The organism is Lentzea flaviverrucosa (assembly GCF_003350445.1).
In the GTDB taxonomy this organism is placed as follows: Bacteria; Actinomycetota; Actinomycetes; order Mycobacteriales; family Pseudonocardiaceae; genus Lentzea; species Lentzea californiensis.
Map to the genome: position 1 here is coordinate 191,340 of NZ_QQAU01000008.1, position 12,711 is coordinate 204,050.

A 12,711-nucleotide genomic window follows, 5' to 3' on the forward strand; every position below is an offset into this window, starting at 1 on the left:
GTCAGCTTACGAGCTGCAGTGTCCTGCAACTCGCAAGACGCAAGAGTCCAACCGTCGCTGCCGATGCCACGTCGATGCTCGGCAATTTGGAGTGGTGGAGCTACCCCGATGCGCCAAGCCAGCTCTAGTGCAGATAAGCCCCAGCGAGTACAACATCACCCCGTTGAAGCGGGCGGCTCGACACCTTCTCGGCTATCCGCATCCGCGCCGAGTACCGCGAGGGGTCTATGCGGGGCAGGCGATCGGCATCAGCACCGACGAGTTCGCGCGGGCGAAGGACTCCGGTGTCAACTTCCTGCGGAACGTCTTCCCGCTGCTCGACCTCGGTTGGGATCAAGCTCGTTGCCTCGAGTACCTCGTGGAGCGAGGCTTCGGCCAGACGGTGAAGTCCGCCTGCGTCGGCTGCCCGTTCCACGGCAACGCAGGCTGGCGATGGATCAGTGACCACGATCCTGACGGCTGAGCGCAAGCGGTGGAGTTCGACAAAAGCCATCCGCCACGGCTATCCACACGCAACGGATCAGGGCCAGCCCCTGCGTGGTCAGTACTTTCTGCATCGCTCCTGCAAGCCGCTGGACGAGGTCGATCTCGAGTCGCGCACCAGGGCGAGGCGTCTCCATCTCGTCGCCGTTGATGCGGCGGAGGAAGCTGATCCCGACGGCTGCTCGCCGTGGGCGTGCCGCTCTGGCCCAGCCGTCAGCGGGGAGATCGCGGCATGACGTATTCGTTCGAACGGCGTCGGCTGGCGGTGGCGCTCTGGTCAGTCCGCGTGGGTCGCGTCCGTGGCTTCGGATTCGTTGACCAAGGAGACCTCGCGTGGGGGCGTCACGCCGTAGAGCTCGTTCGGCGTGCATCGCAGCGCGGTGCACAGGGCCTGCAAGGTTTCGGTCTTCATCTGCGTCGGCTCGTTGTTGATCAGCGCGTACACCGACGGCGCGGACAAGGTGAAGTTGGCGCGTTGAGTCAGCAGCTCCCGCAAGTCCTTGCCTGTCCACACTTCGCGTGAGGCCATTACCTGCCTGAGGCGCCATCGAAGCTGCACCGTCACGCCCTTCCATGGTCGCGTGTGCGAGGCGCTCATGAAGCGCGCCAAGTGCGGCTCAGTCTTCCCGATGCGCACCGATGCCTCGTGAGGCTGGCCGTCCCGTCTCATGAGGAAAGGCACTGGCTATCTCAGTTAAGTCTCACCTGTCTCAGTAAGGTGCTACCTTACTTGAGGCGCAGTCGTTGGCCTTGTCGGTGGGCGGAAGCGCACATGCCCGCTGCAGCGGCGGGAGAAGTGGTCCCGCGTGAGGTATGCGGGCTGAAGTTGATGTTGACGCCATCCAGGCACACGAGCCGATCCGTACCACCGCGTCGGCTATGAGCAGCGCTCCGTGTGTCCAGAGTTCGTCTGGAGATCACAGTGATTGATAACGATGGTCCTGCGCTCGTGTCCGTTCCGGAGGCAGCCCGGCTGCTGGGTATCAGTCGAGCCTCTGCTTACCGGTACGCGGATTCGGGTCTGCTGCCGGGCGTTCGCCGGCTGGGACGGCGAGTGTTCGTAGTTCGCGCCCGGCTCGTTGAGTTCCTGGAACCAGAACAGGACAGCGGTGCTGGAGTTGAGGCCGCATGACCGGCAAGAAGAAGCGGCGCGGCAAGCCTTCCGACGGGTCGGTGTTCCGGCGCGGCCGCAAGTGGGCGTACGCGTTTCCAGGACCTCCGCACCCACTGACCGGGGTCCGTGACCGCATCACGAAGAGCGGCTACGAGACCGAAGACGAAGCGTGGGAGGGGATGGAGGAAGCGCGCTCGGCGCTCGCCACGGAGACCTACGTGAAGCCGTCTCGCGCCACTATCAACGAATTCTTCGAGGCGTACTTCCCGTACTTGCGTCTCACTGTCGAGGCGACGACGGCTGCCAACTACGAGACCATGGCGCGGACCTACGTGATGCCCATCGTCGGGAAGCGCCTCGTGCAGGATTTCGTGCCGTCCATGGTCGCGGCGCTGTACGAGTACCTGCTCACCGAAGGGCGGCAGAAGCGTGACACCAATGGCGAGATGTACGCGTTGTGGAAGGCCGCCGGTGTTGAGGGGCGGGAGATCCGGCCGCGAGAGATCGCGGACAAGGTCGGGTTGACCTATGCCGCCGCGCGGCGTGCGGTTCGGCGTTACGAGGTCGGCCGGATCCCGAAGCCGTACGAGCCGGGACTCTCGGCGAAGACGGTCAAGAGCGTGCACATCATGCTCAGTTCGGCGATGACCGTGGCGGTTGTGTGGAAGTACATCAACCTCAACCCGATCCGGAGCGTGAAGGCTCCGTCGGTGCCGAGGCGGAACCACAACACGTGGACGCCCGAGCAGATGATGGTGTTCCTCGAATACGTGCAGCACCACCGCTGGTACGCGTTGTGGGTCCTCGAAGCGTCGACCGGCGTGCGTCGTTCAGAGCTGTGCGGCGTGGAGCTCGCGGCGTTCGATCTCCAGAAGAAGCTCGTTCGCATGGCCGAGACCACGCGAGTAATCGCTGGCGGGAAAGCGGTCAAAGGCACGGGCAAGAGTCAGAAGAGCCGTCGATCGATGGCCCTGGACAGCTTCACGTGCGGAGTGCTGACCGTCCACTTTCAACAAGTGGAGAGGGATAAGGAGGAGTGGGGCGAGACCTATCAGGATCACGGGCTGGCGTTCTGCTGGGAAGACGGTCGGCCGATCTACCCGGACACCATCACCGAGGAGTTCAACCGGATCGTTGATTTCCTCGGGCTGCCGAAGATTCGATTTCATGACGTACGCCACACCTACGCGACTATCGCGCTGCGCACAGGAATCCACCCGAAGATTGTCAGCTCACGGCTGGGGCACGCGACCGTGGCGTTCACCTTGGACACGTACTCGGCGGACGTCGAGGACCTCGACCGCGACGCTGCCGAGGCAGTGATTGGTCTGTTCCTGCCGTCCTTGGCGAGGGGGCTGATCTGACGTGGGAAAACGCCGATCTGCTACCACTTCTGCTACCGATGCCCCCAAAACGGGGTTGTCACGGTATGCAAAAAACCTGAAAGCCCCCGACCTTCGCAGGTCAGAGGCTTTCAGGTTGTGTGGGCGATACTGGGATCGAACCAGTGACCTCTTCGGTGTGAACGAAGCGCTCTCCCGCTGAGCTAAACGCCCGTGTTCTGTTGTCGTGCTGTCCCGCTCTCGCGGTGTGGCCATAGCCTACAACATCATCAACGAGAACCAAAAATCGGGCTCTGCAACCAGGTCCACTCCAGGCCGAACCAGCCGCCTACCAGCGCGAACACGTTCAGGAAGTAGCAGGTCACGAGGACGATGGCGCAGACGCCCGCCATCACCAGGCCGCGGACCCAGGACGGCTGGCGCTTGAGCCAGGCGACCCAGCGGTCGTAGTAGCGCTTGGCGAACTTGAGGACTCGGCCTGCCCACTCGAACTCCGTGGCGAGGATGGCCAGGCCCGCGAACACCACGAGCCAGCCCGGGCCCGGGTACGGGATCATGATGATGCCCGCGATCAGGACCAGGCCGCCGATCACGCCCACGCCGATGCGGTACGCCAGGTTCAGCGCCGGGTTCCTGTGGAACCAGTGGCGCCAGCCCTTGTGCTCTTCGGGCTTCACGTCGGGCTTCGTCATGTGTCGATCATCCTGTTGGGATTCAGGCGGGTGCAACCTGGCCGCCCGCTAGCACTTCCGAGGGTTTCGGAGGGGCCTGGCGGCCTGGTTCGAGCGACACCGCGAAGGTCGTGTGCTTGTGCGCGTCGGAGGACCAGGCCAGCAGTTGCGGGTCGGTCGAACCGGCTCGTACGTCGAACACCGCCAACGGTACCGGCGCCGGGGTGCTTGCGCCCCAAACTACGTAAACGTGTCCCGAGTCGTTGGGTTTGAGGCTGGTCGGCATCACTGCGGCGGAGGTGGGGTTCGAGAGGACCACTGCCACCTCGTCGCCTGAGCCGGTGCGCAGGACCGCTCTGTTCGTCGCCGGGTCGGCGGCCAGGGAGAGGGCCTTGTTCAGGTCGTCGGTGCGGGCCTCGGAGGCCGTTACCTGGTTCGAGAGCTGGTTCACGCGCACGCCCAGGTAGCCGGCGCCCGCCAGGACGGCCAGTGCTGCCGCGGCGGCCAGCAGGACGCGGCCCGTGCGGCGGCGGTGTTGCGGGCGCAGCAACGGGATCGGCGCCGCGTGGCGCGGGGTGTGCGGCTCGGGCACTTCCTGGGGGATGTGCTCGATCTGCTCCATCAGCTTCGCGCGCAGGCGCGGTGGTGGTTGTTCCTGGTGGACCGCGCTGCCTATGCCCGCCAGCACCTCCTGCGTCGCCTGCACGGTGCGCTGGCACGTGGCGCAGGTCGGCACGTGGTCGCGTGCCACTGCTTCCTCGTCTGGCTCCAAGGAGTGCATCGCCCAGCCGACGGCGAGCTCCTCGTGAGCGCACAGGTCGCCGTTCACCGGTGAACTCCTGTCGTCTCGCCGGTCTCTCCGGCCCACAAGTTCCCCAACGTGCCTCTCAGGCGTCTGATCGCCGCGAACGTGCGCGATTTCACAGTCCCCAGCGGGACGCCTGTCAACTTTGCCACCTCGCACTGCGTGTAGCCGCCGAGATAGGCGAGAGCTATTACTTGGCGCTGTTCTTCCGGCAACGTGTGCAGGGCTGCTCTGACCTCGGCGCTCACCACGCTGATCAACGCTGCGTGGTCGGAACCTTCGGCAGGAGGGGAGATGTCGTCGGTGAGGGGAACAGTCCGACGACGCTGAGTGTTCTCTTTACGTACGGCGTCGACCGCGCGGTGGTGCACCAAAGTCATCAACCAGGTGCCGAAACTTCCGCGGGCGGGGTCGAACCTGGCGGGGTGCCGCCAGAGTGCGAGGAAGGCTTCTTGGACGACGTCCTCGGCCAGTTCCGGGTCCACGCAGATGCGCCTGGCCAGCGAATATGCTGGTGTGCCGTACCTGTCGTACAGCTCACCGAACGCCGACCGATCGCCCTGTGCGAGTCTTTGCACGAGCTCGAAATCGGTCGGCCGGCCGTCGCTCGACGCAACGGTTGGGCCGGGCGAGTCAGCCACCAGAGATGTCCTCACGTCCAACATTCGCGCAACAGCCGGTACCGGGTTCAGGTTAGACCCAGCAAGATGGGAGTCGCTGAACACCGGCTAACGAGCGAGGAGGCCACGGAGCGCGTGCAAACGGTCGCGTTGCGGAGTCGAGCTGACCCGATGGGGTGATCTGCACCCGATTCGCGAGCGTTCCTCGCCACATGCACGTCACAACTAAGGTGCTCGGTCGTTTCATTGACCGGGAAGGGAGAAGAGGGTAACGACGATGCGCAACGATCACGTGACGCTCCGCTCGACAGCGGTCTTCGACCTGCTGGCACCGAGGACCCCTGCGGTCCCGGTTCAGGTGGAGCTTCGATACGACACGAAGGACCCGTACGCGGTCGTCGCCGCGTTCCGCACCGGCCGCGCCGGTTGGGTCGAGTGGGTGTACGCCCGCGACCTGCTCGCAGACGGTCTCATCGCCGACGCCGGCGACGGTGACGTCCGGATCCGCCCCGCCGCCGACGACCCCGAGGTCGTCGTGATCGAGCTGAGTTCGCCTTCCGGGCACGCCATGTTCGAGGCGTCCGCTCAGGAGCTCGCCGATTTCCTCGACCGCACCTACGACGTCGTCGTGCCGGGCAACGAGCACCTCTGGGTCAACGTCGACGAGGCGCTCACGCACCTCATCTCGAACGACCTGAGTTGAATAATCCGAGGTAGGGGGCCCGCGATGGCGAAGCGGGCACCCCCGGTGAAACTCGCTTGAACCCCTCGTATAAGCTTCGTTTCAACATCATGAAGTCAGTGATGTACGCGGATGTAGCGCAGTTGGTAGCGCATCACCTTGCCAAGGTGAGGGTCGCGAGTTCGAGTCTCGTCATCCGCTCTATGGTTCCACGGTGTACTTTGCGTGGGGTCATGCTCCTGGCGGAGTGGCCGAGTGGCTTAGGCAAGGGCCTGCAAAGCCCTGTACACGGGTTCGATTCCCGTCTCCGCCTCGGACGATTAGCTCAGCGGGAGAGCACTACCTTGACACGGTAGGGGTCACAGGTTCAATCCCTGTATCGTCCACGGTACTCGGGGCGAGTTGTGTTCGCGGAAAGCGCGAACCAGCTCGCCCCGTAGTGTTTTCCGGGGGTGCAACCCCCCAGACCCCGCCCGGCGGGCTTCGCCCCCGGACCCCCGCCCAGGTTCGTCAGGCTCGGGATCAGCCGATTTGGAGCTTCCGGGGACCGTCGGATAAAGTTCCTCTCGCACCACGGGAAACCGAGGCGCACGCGGATGTAGCGCAGTTGGTAGCGCATCACCTTGCCAAGGTGAGGGTCGCGAGTTCGAGTCTCGTCATCCGCTCGGACGATTAGCTCAGCGGGAGAGCACTACCTTGACACGGTAGGGGTCACAGGTTCAATCCCTGTATCGTCCACTCAGCGCAGAAGCCCTCGATCGAACATGATCGGGGGCTTCTTGCTGTTCTCGGCCCCTTCTCGGTCGCCCAGTTTTTGTCCAATTATTGGTCGGAAGGGCTGAAAATGCCCACTTTTTTGTCTTTTATCGCGGCATAGTCGCATCTACTGTTGGTCGCTGTGTCCGGCTATCAGTTCGATTTCTTCATCAGCTACAGCCGCCAGGGCAGTGTGCAGAAATGGCTGCTGAACCACTTCTACAACAAACTCGTCGAGTGTCTTGCCGACGAGTGCGCGCCCACGCCCAAGGTCTACATGGACCGGTTCATGCCGAAGGCGGTGGAGTGGTCGCACAACCTGGAGACCTCGCTGCGGCGCAGCAAGATCATGATCCAGGTCATGACGCCGCACTACTTCACGTCCGGCTGGTGCATGACGGAGCTCTACAGCATGCGGGCGCGGGAGAACATGCTCGGCTTCGCGAGCGCCAAGATCCCCCAGGGGCTGATCTACCCGATCCTCTACTCGGATTCGGAGAACTTCCCTATCGAGGAACGGATGCGCAGTTGGCACGACTTCAAGGAATACGCGCATCCCGATCCGGTTTACCAGCAGACCGTCCACTACTTCCAGTTCCACAAAGAGGTGAAGCAGCTGGCGCGTGATCTGGTCGAACTGGCGGACCAGGTTCCCGACTGGCGACCTGACTGGCCGATCGTCGAGCGTCCTGACCCGATCGTCACTCCGCGACCGCCCTTACCGAGGTTCAAGCCATGTCCGGAACCGTGATCACGTTCTACTCCTACAAAGGCGGAGTCGGGCGCAGCTTCACCTTGGCCAACACAGCGGTGTTGCTCGCACGCTGGGGTTACCGGGTGCTCGCCGTCGATTGGGACCTGGAGGCGCCAGGTCTTCACCTCTACTTCCGCCCGCACCTTTCCCAGATGCCCGACAGCGGCGTTGTGGATCTCGCGCACGACTTCATCAGAAAGGTCGAAGCGCCTGGACCGCACACGGTCCGGGTCGACGTCGAGGGTGGCGTGCTCGACCTGATGGCCGCCGGCAAGGTCGTGGGCAACAAGCTCGACGCCTCCTACACGTACCGGATGCAGGAGATCGACTGGTCGGACCTCTACGAACAGGGGTTCGCCGCGTTCCTCGAAGACCGCCGCGACGAGTGGACGGCCAAGTACGACTTCGTGTTGATCGACAGCCGGACCGGTGTCTCCGACATCGCCGGCATCTGCACCGCTCAGCTGCCGGACCGACTGGTGGTGGTGTTCACCGCCAACGAGCAGAACCTCAACGAGGTGGTGGACATCGCCCACCTCGCGGACATGGCGAGGGATCGGCTGCCCTACGACCGGCCGCGTCACCAGGTGATGCCTGTGCTGTCCCGGCTCGACAACCGGATGGAGTACCAGCGGGCCGAGGAGTGGCAGCAGAAGTGCGTCGGGGTCGTCGCCCCCTTGTTCGACAACTGGCTGGTCAAGGGCGTCACCCCGGAACAGATGGTGCGGCACTTGACGGTTCCGTACATCTCCTACTGGAGCTTCGGGGAACTGCTCCCCGTGATGGTCGAACGTCCTCCGTCGCCGGACCAGATCTCCTTCGCGCTCGAGACCGTCGCCGCGGTCATAGCGCACGAGTTCGACCGGACCGATCTGCTGGCAGACAACCGAGACGCCTATGTCGCGGCCGCCCGCTCGCGGCGGCGCAAGTTCGACTGGGACCTCCTCGTGTCCAGTCCGCGGACGCTGTGGCGCACGGGAACGGAGCTGATCACCGAGCTGCGGCTGCTCGGGCTGACGGCGGACAGGTCGGTGTCGGGTGACCCCGAGTTCCTGGACCGGACCGGTGACCCCGCCGAGCACCTCTGCCTCGTGGTCGACGGCGAGCTGAGCCGGTGGCAGCTGACCGAGGCGGAACGGTTCGTGCGGCGCACGCTCGGGCCGGATGGTGCCCAGCGGCAGATGTTCTGCCTGCTGACCCGCGGCACGGATCGCGAGCGGCTGCCCGGCTTCCTGCGCAGCCTGAGGCACCTCGAGTTCGACCCGACCTCGCGTCCTGTCCGGGTGGCGCGGGAGCTGCACGACCTCATCAAGGCGACGCCGGCGCCCGAGACCGAACCGGACCTCGAAGCGCTGCGCGGTGCCGAGGCGGCTCTGCGGGAGCTGCCCGAGCTGCTGCCGTACGCGGAGAGGTTCGCGCTCATCGACGAGACGGTGCTCGGCATGGTCTCAGCGCTCGACGACGGGGACATGGACCTGCTGCGCGACCGATCGGCTGACCTCCTGCTGCTCAGCAAGTCCCACCGCGACAGGGCCGGGATCGAGGTACCGGCGCGACTGCGTGCCGAGGTGGGCGCCCTGCTCACCCGGATCGATCGACGAATCAACGCGTTGACGAACTGAAAGGCGGCGTGATGCCGGAGACGTACGGCCCTCAGGCACGGGCGGCACTGATGCAGCTGATGCTGGAAGACCGCGCCATCGAGCACAAGGAGATGACCGACCGGTTCAAGATCAAGCTGCCGCCCAAGGAACGCGGTCCGCTGAACGACGACGAGCTGATGTCGACCTCGAAAGAGGGCCGCAGGCTGGTGCACGAGATCACCGACAAAGGTGTCGAGTGGTGCATGAACGACCTCGTGGGCGGGGAAGGGCCGGCCCGCTCGGGACCGCTGGCGCGGGCGCACACCGAGATCCTTCGCCGTGCCATCGGGTTCCTCCACCGGCGTGGCCTGCTCTCCGAGGCCGTGCGCTCGGGTGACCTGCAGTCGTTGATCCGCGCGGCCTACGCCGATCTGGCCACCGCGCCGGAGGACTGGATCCGCCTGGCCAGGGTCCGTCCCCGGTTGAACGGCGCCGGCAAGAACGAGGTGGACGACACCCTGCTGGAGATGATGAAGACCGGGACCGTCCACCTGGCACCGGACTCGAACACCAAGATGCTCACAGCGGAAGACCGTGCCTCGGCGGTTCGGATCGGTGGTGAGGACTTGCACCTCATCGCGATCGAGGAGTCGTCATGACCGCCCAGTTGCGGGAAGCGCTGGCCGCACTGCGCTTCAACTCCGCCGAGACGCCCGACGACGTCTGGCAGACCTCGCCGTCCCACGTCGACGGTCTGCACCCGAGGGCGGAGCACCGCATCAGCACCGGTATCGCGGATGCCAAGGCGAGCAACGGTCCCAGCCCCATAGGGCTCGCGTTGCAGGGGCGCAAGGGCATCGGGAAGACCCACCTGCTCGGTTCGGTGCGTCGCATGGTGCAGCGGGAAGGCGGGTACTTCTTCCTGATCGAGCTCACGTCCGGTCAGATGTTCTGGGACGACGTCGCCGACGCGATGCGCAGCGAACTGCTCAGGACCAACGATGACGGCGACTTCCAGCTGACGGTGTTGCTGAAGCAGTTGTGCGAGCGGGCGAACGCCTCGGAGGAGGTCACTCGGGCGGTCCTCGGTGAGGCTCCGCTGATCCCGGACGACCTCCGCGCGTTGCTCAACGGCCTGCGCCAGGTGGACGGCCGGATCGCGGTCGAATGCGGTGACACGGTCAAAGCGCTCGTGTTGTACGCCTCCGAGCACGCGGAGATCGGTCGTGCCTACCTGGAAGGGCTGGACGAGTCGCAGGACGAACGTCGTCACTGGGGCCTGCCGGTCAAGCCCAAGCGCCCGCAGACACTCGTGCGGGACATCTCCCGCATCCTCGCGCTGACGGGTCCGTGCGTGGTCGCCGTCGACCAGCTGGACACACTCGTCAACAAGAGCCAGGAAGCCTTCGACGAGGAGACGACGAACAGCGAGCTGGCACAGGAGATCGCACTCATCTCCGACGGGCTGATGCAGCTCCGCGAGACCACGAGGCGAACGCTGACGGTCGTGGCGTGCCTGCCCAACACCTGGGTGAGGCTCGGGTCGATCGCGAGCGACACCGTGGGCGACCGCTTCACGACGACCCCGATCCTCGTCGCCATCACGGATGCCGAGCTCGCCCGCGTGCTCGTGGAGAAGTGGCTGGGCGCCATCTACCAGCGCAAGGGAATCACACCACCGCACCCGACGTGGCCAGTCGCTCCCGAGGCGTTCGGTTCCTGGCAGCCGATGACTCCACGAGAGCTGCTCAAGCGCATCCACGCGCACGCGGAAAGCTGTTTCCACGGCGACATCAGGGAACTGCGCTCGTTCGAGGAGCAGCCCCCTCAGGAGCAGCCGGCCCAGAAGGCGGCCCAGAAGGCGCCCCAGAAAACGGCACGGAAGTCGGCTGGGAAGCCCGAACAGACTCCCGCCACATCCCCGGAGCAGGAGCCCGACGACCTGGCCGAGCTCGACGCCGAGTTCGAGAGACTGCGCGCACTGGCCAGTCTGGCGGCATCGGACGTCAAGCCGCACAACGAGGACGAGGTCATGCCGGCGTTGCTGCTGGCCGGTCTGAAGTCGTGGGTCACCGAGATCGGCAACGACGACCTGACCTGGCATCCGGAACCCCAGGCCGACGACAACAGCCTGCACGCGGGGCTGCGCCACACCGTGGACGAGGAGAGGGACGTCGAGGAGCGCTGGGTGTTCCGGCTCATCGCCAGCAGTCACGGCAACCGCGTGCTGCGCAGGTTGCGGGACGCCCGTGCCGCGGCGGCGAACGTCCGGGGCCGCCACCTGATCCTGATCCGCAACGGTTCCAAGGGGTGGACCGGCGCCAAGACGCGCGGCGAGGTCGCGGAGTTCGAACGCGCCGGCGGCAGGAGCATCGACGTCTCCGATGACGACCTGCGGACCTTCGGTGCGCTCAAGGAGATGTGGTCGACGCAGAGCTATCAGCTGTTCGCGTGGCTCGCCGCGCGCAAACCGGCCAGCAGCACCACGTTCCTGCGGCAGATCATGCCTGGTGCGGTGCGGACCACCGCGAGGAGCGGTCACCAGGAGACACGGCCTCCGCCGGCGCCGGAGACGCCACAGCCGGAGAACCAGCCCGCTAAGCCGGAGGGCCAGAGTGCGAAGCCGGAGCCGCTGCAGGAGCAGGGCGACGGTGAGATCGTGCTCGGGATGGACGGGGAGATCCGGATCGAGCTCGAGTCGTTGCGCAAGCACGCGATCGTGTTCGCCGGGTCCGGTAGCGGCAAGACGGTGTTGTTGCGCCGGATCGTCGAAGAGTGTGCGTTGCAAGGGGTTTCGGCGATCGTGCTGGACCCCAACAACGACCTGGCGCGGCTGGGGGATGCCTGGCCCGAGGTGCCGGAGGAGTGGCGGGCCGGGGACGAGGCCCGTGCCGCCGAGTACCTCGCCGGCACCGAGGTCGTCGTGTGGACGCCTGGACGGTCCGGTGGGCGGCCGTTGAGTTTTCACCCCTTGCCTGATTTCGCGCTGGTGCGCGGGGACGAGGACGAGTTCGGGGCGGCGGTCGAGGCTGCTGTCGCCCGGCTGTTGCCTCACGCGCGGATCGCCAACGGGACGAAGTTCGCTGTTCGGGGGCGGGCTGTGCTCAAGGAGGCCTTGCGGCACTACGCGCGCAACGACAGGCGGGACCTGAACGGGTTCGTGGACCTGCTGGCGGAGTTGCCGGACGGGGTCAGCAAGTTGCACTCCGCGGCGGCCACGGCGGCTGATCTCGCGGAGACCTTGCGGGCCGCGATGGTCAACGATCCCCTGCTGGCCGGGCAGGGGGAGCCCACGGATCCCGGGGTGTTGCTCTCGCCGTCGGAGGGCAAGAAGGCGCGGGTTTCGGTGATCAGTTTCGTGGGGTTGCCGTCCGACGAGCAACGGCAGGGGTTCATCAGCCAGTTGCAGCTGGAGGTGTTCGCCTGGATCAAGCGGAACCCGGCGGTCGATCGGCCGCTCGGCGGGCTGATGGTCATGGACGAGGCGCAGACGATCGCGCCGTCCGGTCAGGCTACGGCCAGCACGCAGACGACGATCCTGCTGGCGTCGCAGGCCCGCAAGTACGGGCTGGGGTTGTTGCTCGCCACCCAGGCGCCGAAGGGTGTGCACAACCAGGTCACCGGTAACGCGACCACGCAGTTCTTCGGGCGGTTGAACAGTCCCGCTCAGATCGCCGCGGCCACGGACATGGCGCGGGCCAAGGGGAGTTCGATCGCGGACATCTCCCGGCTGGAGCGGGGGCAGTTCTACGTCACCGGGGACACGTTCGGGTTCCGGCGGATGCGGGCGCCGTTGTGCCTGAGTCATCACCCGCCGAGTCCGTTGCGGCTCGAGGAAGTGGTCGAGCGAGCCGGCAGGCAGTGAAAAGGGCGGTGTCCCCGACGGGGGCACCGCCCTTT

At 65.6% G+C, this 12,711-nt stretch carries 13 protein-coding genes and 6 tRNA genes; 14 read left to right on the plus strand and 5 right to left on the minus strand.

The annotated features are described in order from the left end of the window. Positions 1-163 precede the first annotated feature (163 nt). Together DFR72_RS46420 and DFR72_RS46425 are read left to right on the plus strand one after the other, a co-directional pair. Complete coding sequence (locus DFR72_RS46420) at positions 164-463, plus strand: hypothetical protein (RefSeq protein ID WP_211335524.1); 300 nt, start codon at positions 164-166, stop codon at positions 461-463. Continuing rightward, positions 441-719, plus strand: a complete 279-nt coding sequence (locus tag DFR72_RS46425) for a hypothetical protein (protein ID WP_211335525.1) — start codon at positions 441-443, stop codon at positions 717-719. Before DFR72_RS46420 ends, DFR72_RS46425 begins: the two co-directional genes overlap by 23 nt. 41 nt (positions 720-760) lie before the next feature. Here the strand turns inward: DFR72_RS46425 and DFR72_RS25040 are convergent, their stop codons facing one another. After that, complete coding sequence (locus tag DFR72_RS25040) at positions 761-1,120, minus strand: helix-turn-helix domain-containing protein (RefSeq protein ID WP_245983475.1); 360 nt, start codon at positions 1,118-1,120, stop codon at positions 761-763. Positions 1,121-1,432: 312 nt separating this feature from the next. Between DFR72_RS25040 and DFR72_RS25045 the strand changes: the two genes are divergently transcribed. Then, positions 1,433-1,615: a helix-turn-helix domain-containing protein gene (locus DFR72_RS25045; protein ID WP_245983518.1), complete on the plus strand. Its 183-nt coding sequence runs from the start codon at positions 1,433-1,435 to the stop codon at positions 1,613-1,615. Beyond that, positions 1,612-2,961, plus strand: a complete 1,350-nt coding sequence (locus DFR72_RS25050) for a site-specific integrase (protein ID WP_090066909.1) — start codon at positions 1,612-1,614, stop codon at positions 2,959-2,961. The genes DFR72_RS25045 and DFR72_RS25050 overlap by 4 nt, the downstream gene beginning before the upstream one ends. 120 nt (positions 2,962-3,081) lie before the next feature. Here DFR72_RS25050 and DFR72_RS25055 read toward each other — a convergent pair. From DFR72_RS25055 to DFR72_RS25070, 4 genes are all read right to left on the minus strand, one after another. Continuing rightward, positions 3,082-3,153 (minus strand) — tRNA-Val (locus DFR72_RS25055). A 56-nt stretch (positions 3,154-3,209) separates the two neighbouring features. Next, entirely contained in the window at positions 3,210-3,632 is a 423-nt protein-coding gene (locus tag DFR72_RS25060; RefSeq protein WP_090066910.1) for a TIGR02611 family protein, read from the minus strand. Between the two features lie 22 nt (positions 3,633-3,654). Continuing rightward, on the minus strand, positions 3,655-4,440 hold the full coding sequence (locus DFR72_RS25065) for an anti-sigma factor (protein WP_090066911.1): 786 nt from the start codon (positions 4,438-4,440) through the stop codon (positions 3,655-3,657). Next, on the minus strand, positions 4,437-5,057 hold the full coding sequence (locus tag DFR72_RS25070) for an RNA polymerase sigma factor (RefSeq protein ID WP_342768672.1): 621 nt from the start codon (positions 5,055-5,057) through the stop codon (positions 4,437-4,439). Before DFR72_RS25070 ends, DFR72_RS25065 begins: the two co-directional genes overlap by 4 nt. 256 nt (positions 5,058-5,313) lie before the next feature. On the opposite strand from DFR72_RS25070, the gene DFR72_RS25075 reads away from it, so the two are divergent. From DFR72_RS25075 to DFR72_RS25120, 10 genes are all read left to right on the plus strand, one after another. Beyond that, complete coding sequence (locus DFR72_RS25075) at positions 5,314-5,739, plus strand: SsgA family sporulation/cell division regulator (RefSeq protein ID WP_030477975.1); 426 nt, start codon at positions 5,314-5,316, stop codon at positions 5,737-5,739. Positions 5,740-5,846: 107 nt separating this feature from the next. Further along, positions 5,847-5,919 (plus strand) — tRNA-Gly (locus DFR72_RS25080). 40 nt (positions 5,920-5,959) lie between these two features. Next, a tRNA-Cys gene (locus DFR72_RS25085) sits at positions 5,960-6,031 on the plus strand. A gap of 1 nt (position 6,032) precedes the next feature. Next, positions 6,033-6,104: transfer RNA gene (locus DFR72_RS25090), tRNA-Val, on the plus strand. Between the two features lie 206 nt (positions 6,105-6,310). Further along, positions 6,311-6,383: transfer RNA gene (locus tag DFR72_RS25095), tRNA-Gly, on the plus strand. 1 nt (position 6,384) lies between these two features. Further along, positions 6,385-6,456 (plus strand) — tRNA-Val (locus tag DFR72_RS25100). Between the two features lie 160 nt (positions 6,457-6,616). Next, positions 6,617-7,225: a TIR domain-containing protein gene (locus tag DFR72_RS25105; RefSeq protein WP_090066913.1), complete on the plus strand. Its 609-nt coding sequence runs from the start codon at positions 6,617-6,619 to the stop codon at positions 7,223-7,225. Further along, on the plus strand, positions 7,210-8,850 hold the full coding sequence (locus DFR72_RS25110; protein ID WP_090066914.1) for a KGGVGR-motif variant AAA ATPase: 1,641 nt from the start codon (positions 7,210-7,212) through the stop codon (positions 8,848-8,850). The genes DFR72_RS25105 and DFR72_RS25110 overlap by 16 nt, the downstream gene beginning before the upstream one ends. Positions 8,851-8,861: 11 nt before the next feature. Then, the gene (locus tag DFR72_RS25115; protein ID WP_090067095.1) at positions 8,862-9,470 is read left to right on the plus strand and encodes a hypothetical protein; all 609 of its coding nucleotides are present in this window, start codon (positions 8,862-8,864) and stop codon (positions 9,468-9,470) included. Further along, entirely contained in the window at positions 9,467-12,676 is a 3,210-nt protein-coding gene (locus DFR72_RS25120) for an ATP-binding protein (protein ID WP_090066915.1), read from the plus strand. The genes DFR72_RS25115 and DFR72_RS25120 overlap by 4 nt, the downstream gene beginning before the upstream one ends. The last annotated feature ends 35 nt before the right edge of the window (positions 12,677-12,711 follow it).

Excerpts from the sequence above, each read along its gene's own strand:
- DFR72_RS25050 (WP_090066909.1), top strand. The coding sequence starts at position 1,612 with ATGACCGGCAAGAAGAAGCGGCGCGGCAAGCCTTCCGACGGGTCGGTG.
- DFR72_RS25060 (WP_090066910.1), bottom strand. The coding sequence starts at position 3,632 with ATGACGAAGCCCGACGTGAAGCCCGAAGAGCACAAGGGCTGGCGCCAC.
- DFR72_RS25075 (WP_030477975.1), top strand. The coding sequence starts at position 5,314 with ATGCGCAACGATCACGTGACGCTCCGCTCGACAGCGGTCTTCGACCTG.
- DFR72_RS25120 (WP_090066915.1), top strand. The coding sequence starts at position 9,467 with ATGACCGCCCAGTTGCGGGAAGCGCTGGCCGCACTGCGCTTCAACTCC.
- DFR72_RS25115 (WP_090067095.1), top strand. The coding sequence starts at position 8,862 with ATGCCGGAGACGTACGGCCCTCAGGCACGGGCGGCACTGATGCAGCTG.
- DFR72_RS25110 (WP_090066914.1), top strand. The coding sequence starts at position 7,210 with ATGTCCGGAACCGTGATCACGTTCTACTCCTACAAAGGCGGAGTCGGG.